Source organism: Nocardia sp. NPDC003345 (assembly GCF_053589395.1).
The window spans coordinates 1-8,753 of the sequence record NZ_JBSFRU010000283.1 but is presented as its reverse complement, the minus strand read 5'-3'; the positions used below and the strand labels follow the sequence as shown (position 1 = coordinate 8,753).

Annotated in this window: 8 protein-coding genes; 3 read left to right on the top strand and 5 right to left on the bottom strand. The window is 69.4% G+C overall.

The features are described from left to right. Window positions 1-1,529 (bottom strand): DNA repair helicase XPB (locus ACWDU1_RS24960; protein ID WP_450002034.1); only part of this gene is annotated, 1,529 nt, incomplete at its 3' end. Between the two features lie 138 nt (window positions 1,530-1,667). Here ACWDU1_RS24960 and ACWDU1_RS24955 point away from each other — a divergent pair. After that, on the top strand, window positions 1,668-2,312 hold the full coding sequence (locus tag ACWDU1_RS24955) for a LysE family translocator (protein ID WP_450002032.1): 645 nt from the start codon (window positions 1,668-1,670) through the stop codon (window positions 2,310-2,312). A gap of 33 nt (window positions 2,313-2,345) precedes the next feature. On the opposite strand, the gene sigJ is transcribed toward ACWDU1_RS24955, so the two are convergent. Beyond that, on the bottom strand, window positions 2,346-3,275 hold the full coding sequence (gene sigJ / locus ACWDU1_RS24950; RefSeq protein WP_450002031.1) for an RNA polymerase sigma factor SigJ: 930 nt from the start codon (window positions 3,273-3,275) through the stop codon (window positions 2,346-2,348). A gap of 105 nt (window positions 3,276-3,380) precedes the next feature. Here sigJ and ACWDU1_RS24945 point away from each other — a divergent pair, with 105 nt between their 5' ends. Beyond that, on the top strand, window positions 3,381-3,956 hold the full coding sequence (locus tag ACWDU1_RS24945; RefSeq protein WP_450002029.1) for a GNAT family N-acetyltransferase: 576 nt from the start codon (window positions 3,381-3,383) through the stop codon (window positions 3,954-3,956). Window positions 3,957-4,101: 145 nt separating this feature from the next. On the opposite strand, the gene ACWDU1_RS24940 is transcribed toward ACWDU1_RS24945, so the two are convergent. From ACWDU1_RS24940 to ACWDU1_RS24930, 3 genes are all read right to left on the bottom strand, one after another. Beyond that, complete coding sequence (locus ACWDU1_RS24940) at window positions 4,102-5,193, bottom strand: 3-deoxy-7-phosphoheptulonate synthase (protein WP_450002027.1); 1,092 nt, start codon at window positions 5,191-5,193, stop codon at window positions 4,102-4,104. A gap of 247 nt (window positions 5,194-5,440) precedes the next feature. Then, complete coding sequence (locus ACWDU1_RS24935) at window positions 5,441-5,908, bottom strand: carboxymuconolactone decarboxylase family protein (RefSeq protein WP_450002025.1); 468 nt, start codon at window positions 5,906-5,908, stop codon at window positions 5,441-5,443. Window positions 5,909-6,014: 106 nt separating this feature from the next. Further along, window positions 6,015-6,893: an oxidoreductase gene (locus tag ACWDU1_RS24930; protein WP_450002023.1), complete on the bottom strand. Its 879-nt coding sequence runs from the start codon at window positions 6,891-6,893 to the stop codon at window positions 6,015-6,017. 202 nt (window positions 6,894-7,095) lie between these two features. On the opposite strand from ACWDU1_RS24930, the gene ACWDU1_RS24925 reads away from it, so the two are divergent. Beyond that, window positions 7,096-8,706 carry a (2,3-dihydroxybenzoyl)adenylate synthase gene (locus tag ACWDU1_RS24925; RefSeq protein WP_450002021.1) on the top strand — a complete coding sequence of 537 codons (1,611 nt, stop codon included), beginning with the start codon at window positions 7,096-7,098 and terminating at the stop codon, window positions 8,704-8,706. The last annotated feature ends 47 nt before the right edge of the window (window positions 8,707-8,753 follow it).

Genomic DNA, 8,753 nt, shown 5'->3' with positions numbered 1-8,753 from the left:
AAATGTGCCTGGCCCCCGTCGTGTTTGGGGCGCAGCAGGCGGCCGAGCCGCTGGGCTTCCTCCTGCCGCGAGCCGAATGTCCCGGAGACCTGCACGGCGACCGATGCCTCCGGCAGGTCGATCGAGAAGTTCGCGACCTTGCTCACCACCAGCACCGGGATCTCGCCGCGCCGGAACGCGTCGAACAGCGCCTCGCGTTCCTTGTTCTTCGTGGAGCCCTGGATCACCGGCGCGTCCAGCGCGGTGCCCAGTTCCTCGAGTTGTTCGAGGTAGGCGCCGATCACCAGGGTCGGCGCGCCCTGGTGGCGGGCCAGGATGGATTTCACCACCGCGATCTTGGTGTGGGCGGTGGAACAGAGTTTGTAGCGTTCCTCGGGTTCGGCCGTCGCGTAACTCATCCGCTCGGCATCGGTGAGCGTGACCCGGACCTCGACGCAGTCGGCGGGCGCGATCCAGCCCTGGGCCTCGATATCCTTCCACGGCGCGTCGTAGCGTTTGGGTCCGATCAGCGAGAACACATCGCCCTCGCGGCCGTCCTCGCGAACGAGGGTAGCGGTGAGACCGAGCCGCCGCCGCGACTGCAGATCCGCTGTCATCCGGAATACGGGAGCGGGCAGCAGATGTACCTCGTCGTAGATCACCAGGCCCCAGTCGCGGCTGTCGAACAGTTCGAGGTGCTTGTACTCACCCTTCGATTTCCGGGTGATGACCTGGTAGGTGGCGATGGTGACGGGCCGGATCTCCTTGCGTTCCCCGGAGTACTCACCGATCTCCTCGTCGGTGAGCGAGGTGCGTGCGATCAGTTCGCGCCGCCACTGCCGGCCGGCGACGGTATTGGTCACGAGGATCAGGGTGGTCGCCTTGGCCCGTGCCATCGCGGCGGCGCCGACCATGGTCTTGCCGGCGCCGCAGGGCAGTACCACCACCCCGGACCCGCCCGCCCAGAACGAATCGGCGGCCATCTCCTGGTAGTCGCGCAACTGCCAGCTCGCGCCCTGGAAGTCCAGGTCGATGGCGTGGGCTTCGCCGTCGACGTAACCGGCGAGGTCTTCGGCCGGCCACCCGATCTTGAGCAGCAGCTGTTTGATGTGCCCCCGTTCCGAGGGATGCACCAGCACGGTGTCCTCGTCGATACGCTCGCCCAGCATCGGCGCGATCTTCTTGTGCCGCAGTACTTCGGCGAGCACCGCGCGGTCCAGGCTCACCAGGGTCAATCCGTGGGCCGGATGTTTGACCAGCTGCAACCGGCCGTAGCGGGCCATCGTGTCGACGATATCGACCAGCAGCGGCTGTGGCACCGGGAAACGCGAATGCCCGACCAGCGCGTCGACCACCTGCTCGGCGTCGTGCCCCGCGGCCCGCGCGTTCCACAGGGCCAGCGGGGTGATCCGGTAGGTGTGGACATGCTCCGGCGCCCGCTCCAGCTCGGCGAACGGCGCGATCGCCTGCCGTGCCACATCCGCGAGTTCGTGATCGACTTCCAGCAGTACTGTTTTATCGCTCTGCACGATAAGCGGCCCGTCCGGCACGGGACACCTCCTCACCTCGGCTGGCGTCCATTGTCCCCGAACCCTCCGACAGAGCCGGTGGCGCGGGGTCGGGCAGCCGGGCCAGTGCCCGCGGACTGGACCGAGACACCGGTGGGCCCCGGCGCCACGATGGAAGCCATGATCGAGTACTCGGCGCTGGCCGGGGTGGCGGCGGCCGCCCTCGGGCTGGTCCTCACACCCGGGCCGAACATGATGTATCTGGTTTCCCGGACCATCTCGCAGGGCCGCCGGGCCGGCCTGATCTCGCTGGCCGGGGTCGCGGCCGGTTTCGGCGCGTACCTGACCGCCGCCACCACCGGTATCACCGCGGTATTCGCCCTGGTCCCGCAGCTCTACACGGCACTGAAGATCGCCGGGGCCGCCTACCTGCTGTGGCTGGCCTGGAAAACGATCCGGCCCGGTGCGACGTCGGTGTTCGCCCCGGCGCCGCTGCCGCGCGAATCCGCGGGCCGTCTTTTCACGATGGGACTGGTGACCAACCTGCTCAATCCCAAGATCGCGGTCATGTACCTGGCGCTGATACCCCAGTTCGTCACACCGGACGCGGGACCGGTGTGGTGGCAGAGCCTGTGCCTGGGTTCGGTGCAGATCACGGTCGCGCTGATGGTCAACGCGCTGATCGTGGGCACCGCGGGTACGGTCGCGGGACTGCTGGCCGGGCGTCCGGTGTGGCTGCGCGTCCAGCGCTGGCTGATGGGCACGGTGCTCGGCACGATGGCGACCCTGCTGCTGGCCGATCGCACCCGCCCGGCCGCTGCCTGACCCGCGCCCCGGGGAAGACGGGCGGCCTGCCGGTCAGCCGAGCCGGATACCGGTCAGCTTCGCCGGGTTGGCGATATCGTAGGCGCCCCGGATCCGGCCGTCCACGACCGTGAAACCCATCACCCGCGAGGGGAACCCCGGGAACCCGTCGTGTTCCGGGCGGCCGTGCAACAGCGCCCCCAGCTGGCCGTTCACCCGTACGAACTCGACTCCGTCCGCCAGGAACTCCACCCCGGGCCGATCCAGTCCGTACCGGTGCATGAGCCCGAAGAACAGGCGGGCGACCTTGTCCGGGCCGACGATCACATTGCGCGCGGTCGAGGTGGTGCCGCCGCTGTCGCCGATCATCACCGCGTCCGGATGCAGTACGGCCGCCACGGCGGCGGCGTCACCGGTATCCAGTGCGACCATGAGCTGCTGCACCGCGGCCTCGTGCTCGCTGTCGCCCACCGCCGCCGGGGTCTGCTCCCGTACCGCCTTCCGGGCGCGGGCCGCCAGCTGGCGAGCGGCTTCGGGGGTGATGTCGAGAATGGCGGCTATCTCCCCGTACGGGATGTCCAGGCCCTCGTGCAGGACGAACGCGACCCGCTGCGGTGGGGTGAGCCGGTCGAGCACCACCAGCGCCGCCAGCCGGAATTCCTGGCGCGCCACCACGGTCGCCAGCGGATCGGGATGCGCGGGCCGCGCGAACGGGGTCACCACGGGTTCCGGAAGCCACTGACCCACGTAGTTCTCCCGGCGCACGACCGCGCTGCGCAACCGGTCCAGACACAACCGGGACACCACCGTGGTCAGCCAGGCCCGCAGATCCTGGATCTCCGACTGCGAGGTACCGGCCAGCCGCAGCCAGCTCTCCTGCACCGCGTCCTCGGCATCGGCGACGCTGCCGGTCAGCCGGTAGGCCACCCCGAGCAGATGCGCGCGATGCGATTCGAACAGGTCGGCGAGAAGCGCGGCTACCACCGCCCGGATTCTACGGACCGGCCCGCGCCCGGCCCGCGCCACCCCAGTACACCGGACCAGGAAAAACAGATGCCGCAACGGGACTCGGCTGCCACCATGTACCGAATGGAGGAGTGCACGCTGACCGACGGCACCGTCTGGCTGAGCCGGCCGGTGGAGGCGGACCTGGACGCGATCACCGCATGCTGCCAGGATCCGGCGATCCGGGAATGGGTGACGATTCCCTGGCCCTACCGCCGCGAGGATGCGGTGGACTTCGTCACCGGCACGGTCGCCGAGGGCTGGGCCGGCCGCAGCCCTGTCTGGGGTATCCGGCTCGCCGAGGGCGGCCGATTGCTCGGCACCGTCGGCCTCGGCACCCGGCCCCGCGACCATACCGCCGCGGAGATCGGTTTCTGGGTCGCGCCCGGCCGTCGCAAGCAGGGACTCATCTCCCGCGCCGTCACGCTGGCCTGCGATTTCGGGTTCGATCCGGACGGTATGGGATTGATCCGCATCTATTGGCGTGCGTTCACCGGCAATCATCCGTCGGCCGCGGTCGCCCGGAAACACGGCTTCCGCTACGAAGGGCTGGCCCGCCTCGGCAGTGAGCATCGGGGTGTCCGGCGTGACCACTGGATGGCCGCCCGGCTGCGGACCGATCCGCCCGGCCCCGCCGGCAACTGGCCGGCCGGGATCTGAGACGGATACCGGCGCCGGCGAATCGCCGGGCCGCCGCTGCGCGCCCGCGGAGCCCCTGGTCCACGCGGCGACGCAGCGTGCGCCGTGCGACGGCGGTTACCGCCGGGTGCGGGCCGTCACCGCTGCCGCCGCTGGGCGACGGTCGTTACCGCTGCCGCCGCTGCGCGACGGCGTCGGCCAGGCGGTTCAGCTGGGTCGCGGTGGTCTCCCAGTCCATGCAGGAGTCGGTGATCGACTGGCCGTAGGTGAGGTCCTCGGACCGGCCCAGGGTCAGGTCCTGGCGACCGGCGGCCAGGAAGCTCTCCAGCATCACACCGACCACGCCCGGCTCCCCGGCGGCCAGCCGCTCGGCGATATCGGCGACCACGATCGGCTGGCGCCTGTGGTCCTTGTTGCTGTTGCCGTGGCTGGCGTCGACGACGATCCGCTGCGGCAGTTTCGACTTCTCCAGCCGGGCGCGGGCGTCGGCCACCGACGCGGCGTCGTAGTTCGGCCCGTTGGAGCCGCCACGCAGGATCACATGGCAGTCCTCGTTACCGGCGGTCTGGATGAGCGCCGAGCGGCCCTCCAGATCGGTCCCGGGGAACACATGGCTGGCGGCGGCGGCACGGACGCCGTCCACCGCGACCTGCACATCGCCGTCGGTGCCGTTCTTGATCCCGACCGGCATGGACAGCGCACTGCTGAGCTGGCGGTGTACCTGGCTGGCCGCGGTGCGCGCGCCGATGGCTCCGTAGGACACCAGATCGGAGATGTACTGCGGGGTGATCGGGTCGAGGAATTCACAGGCCACCGGCAGGCCCAGGGCGGTGATATCGAGCAGCAGCTGACGTCCGATCCCCAGCCCGGTGTTCACATCGAAACTGCCGTTGAGGTGCGGATCGTTGATCAGGCCCTTCCACCCCAGGGTGGTGCGCGGCTTCTCGAAGTACACCCGCATCACCAGATGCAGCCGGTCGGACAGGGCGTCGGACAGGGCGGCCAGGCGCCGGGCGTAGTCGAGCGCGGCGGCGGGATCGTGAACCGAGCACGGCCCCACGATCACCATCAGGCGGTCGTCGGTGCCGTTGAGCACGTCGACGGTGGACCGGCGGCCGGCCCGCACGGTGGCGGCATGGTCGTCGGAGATGGCGTGCACCCGGCGGACCTCCGCCGGGGAGCGTAAGGGGCTCACGCTGAGCGTGCGTTGATCATCGAGATCGGAATGGGTGGCGTCGATATCGACTGCGGTTGTCATCGTGGGTGTCCTTCTCGTTCATGCCGACCCACGGAACGATCCCCGTCGAGCCGGTCGTCCGGCTCGGGGTGAACTGGTCAGCGCGCGTGGTTGCCGCAGACCGACCCGCCCCGGGCCGGCTTGCTAAACCAGAAATACACGCGCTGCACGATTGATCAGGCTACCAGGCGGTGAACCGGCGGGGTGGATCCGGGGCGGAATCAGGCGAATCGGAGTGATAGACAACACAATTCCGCCCCGTCGCGATTCAGAACTGCCCGGGCTCGTAGCTACCGGCCGGGGTATGCGCGATGGCATTGAGCCGGTTCCAGGTGTTGATGGTGGCGATCGCCCCCATCAGCCCGCCGATCTGGTCGTCCTCGTAGTGCTTGCGCACCCGCTGCCAGACCTCGTCTCCGACGCCGCCACCGTCGGCCAGCCGGGTGGCGGCCTCGGCGAGCTCCAGGGCGGCCCGTTCGGGCTCGGTGAACACGGTCGCCTCCCGCCAGGCGGCCACCAGGTTGATCCGGGTCTGGGATTCACCGGCGTGCGCGGCGTCCTTGGTGTGCATATCCACACAGAACGAGCAGCCGTTGATCTGGCTCACCCGGATCTTCACGAGTTCGTGGGTGGCGGCGGGCAGGCCCGAATCGGTGACCGCCTTCTCGGCGGTGATGAGCCGCCGGGCGAAGCTCGCGGTGACCTTGTTCTCGAAGAGGTTCATACGGGGTTCCATCACGGTGTTCCTTTCATCGCTGCGTTCTCATCAGGAAGACGACGCGCGGCGACCAGGTGTGACAAACCCTCGGAAACTTCTTCCGGAACCGTCGGCGGAATCGCCGTCAGGCCGAGAAGTCGAACTTCACTCCGGTGAGCCGCTCCGACAGGTCCCACAGGGACCGGGCGGTGAGCTGGTCCTTCGCCCGCTTGGAACAACCCGAGGGCCCCGGATATCCGCGCGAACCGCCGAGCCCGGTGGGCCCGTAGTACGCACCCGGATCCACGGCGGCGGTCGCGGCGAACAGTTCCGGCAGCGCGCCCATCTCCGCACTCTGGGCGGCGAGTTTGTTACCGACGGCCATCACCTTGTCCAGGATGGATTCGGTATGCGACTGCAGGTCGGTGGCCGCGTATCCGGGATGCGCGGCGACGGCCAGTTTGGCCGAACCGGCGGCGGTCAGCCGCCGCTGCAACTCGAAGGCGAACAGCAGATTCGCCAGCTTCGACTGACCGTAGGCCGCCCAGCGCTTGTAGGGCCGGCGTTCCCAATTCAGGTCGTCGAGGTCGATGGCGCCCATATTGTGCGCGCCGCTGGACACCGTGACGATCCGCTCGCTGATCTTGCCCAGCAGCAGGCCGGTGAGCGCGAAATGGCCGAGGTGGTTGGTGCCGATCTGCATCTCGAAGCCGTCGGCGGTCCGGCGCAGCGGTACCGCCATGACACCGGCATTGTTGATCAGCACGTGCGCGCTCTCGACCTCGTCGGCGAAGGTCCGCACCGACGACAGGTCGGCCAGGTCCAGATGCCGGACCCGGGCCCGTTCGCCGATCTCGTCGGCGACCGCCCGCGCCTTGTCCAGATTCCGGCAGGCCAGGACGACCTGCGCCCCCGCCCCGGCCAGCGCCCGGGCGGCCACCGCGCCCAGCCCGCTGTTCGCCCCGGTGATGATGAAGGTCCGACCCTGCTGATCCGGGATGTCCCCGACGCCCCAACCGCTCATGCGCCGAGTCTAATGCGCGCGGACGCCGCGCACCGGGCACGACGATCCGGGGCCGGTGACAACCGCACCGGAGACCGGTATTCCGGCCGCGACCAGCGCATGCGGTACCCACCCCTTCCCAAATTAGGTAGGGTTGCCTAACCTATTCTCAGACCAGAAACACGCCGCACACGTATTCCGGTCCCAGTTAAAGAGGCATATCGTGACTTCCACCGCCGCCGGCACCCACCGTGACGGTTACGTTCCCTTCCCGGCGGACTTCGCCGACGCCTACCGGGCCGCCGGCTACTGGACCGGCACCACCCTGGGCGAACTGCTGCGCGCGACCGCGCGCCGCCGCCCCGACCGGCCCGCCCTGCTCGGCGACCAGCCGTTGACCTATGCCGAACTCGACGCCGCGGCCGACCGGATGGCCTATGGACTGCTCGCACTCGGTATCACCCCGGGTGATCGTGTGGTGGTGCAACTCCCGAACGCTCCGGAATTCGCGATCGCGCTGTTCGGCCTGCTGCGGGCCGGGATCATCCCGGTGCTCACCCTGCCCGCCCACCGCCGGGCCGAGATCGAGCATCTGGCCCGGCTGTCGGGGGCGGTGGCCTACCTGATCGCCGACCAGGCCGGTGACTTCGACTACCGGGAGCTGGCCGCCACCGTCCGCGAAACCGTCCCGTCGCTGCGTCACGTCCTGGTGCTCGGCGACCCCGGAGAGTTCACCGGTCTCATGACCATTCCCCGGGATTCGGGCACGCTCCCGGATCCCGACCCCGCCGATATCGCGCTCATGCTGGTGTCCGGCGGTACCACCGGCTTACCGAAGCTGATCGCCCGTACCCATGACGACTACGTCTACAACGCCACCGCCAGCGCCGCGGTCTGCGAACTCGGCGAGGCCGACGTCTACCTGGCCACCCTGCCCGCGGCGCACAACTTCCCGCTGGCCTGCCCCGGCATTCTGGGCACCGTGGCGACCGGTGGCGCCCTCGCCTTCGCCGCCGATCCCAGCCCGGAGAGCGTTTTCGCGACCATCGAGCGCTTCGGGGTCACCGTCACGGCCGTGGTGCCGCCGCTGGCGCAGCTGTGGTCGGCGGCGGTGGAGTGGGAGGACGCCGATATCTCCTCCCTGCGCCTACTGCAGGTCGGCGGGGCCAAACTCGCGGAGGTGAACGCGCGCGAAGTCGCGCCCGCACTGAACGTGACCCTGCAGCAGGTTTTCGGTATGGCCGAGGGGCTGCTCAACTTCACCCGTCTCGACGACGACCCCGACCTCATCTGCACCACCCAGGGCCGCCCGCTGTGCCCCGCGGACGAGATCCGGGTGGTGAACGAGGACGGCGCCGATATCCCCGACGGCGAGGAAGGTGAACTGCTCACCCGCGGCCCGTACACCCTGCGCGGGTACTACCGCGCGGAGGAACACAATGCCCGCGCCTTCACCCCCGACGGCTACTACCGCAGCGGAGATCTGGTGCGCCGCCTGCCCACCGGTCATCTGATCGTCTCCGGGCGGATCAAGGATGTGATCAACCGCGGCGGGGAGAACGTCTCCTGCGACGAACTCGAGGAGCATCTGCTCGCGCATCCCGCCGTACGGCATGCCGCGGCGGTCGGCCTGCCCGATCCAGGCCTCGGCGAAAAGGTCTGCGCGGTACTGGTCGTCACCGACACGATGCCGACACTGGCCGAGATCAAGGAATTCCTCACCGCCCGGGGCCTGGCGACCTTCAAACTCCCCGATGTCCTGCGCCGGGCCGAGACCCTGCCGGTCACCGCGGTCGGCAAGATCGACAAGAAGGCGCTGCGGGCGCAGGGATAGGAGCGTGGCGGCGGGGCGGGTTGGCGGCCCCGGCCGGGGGTTAGGGC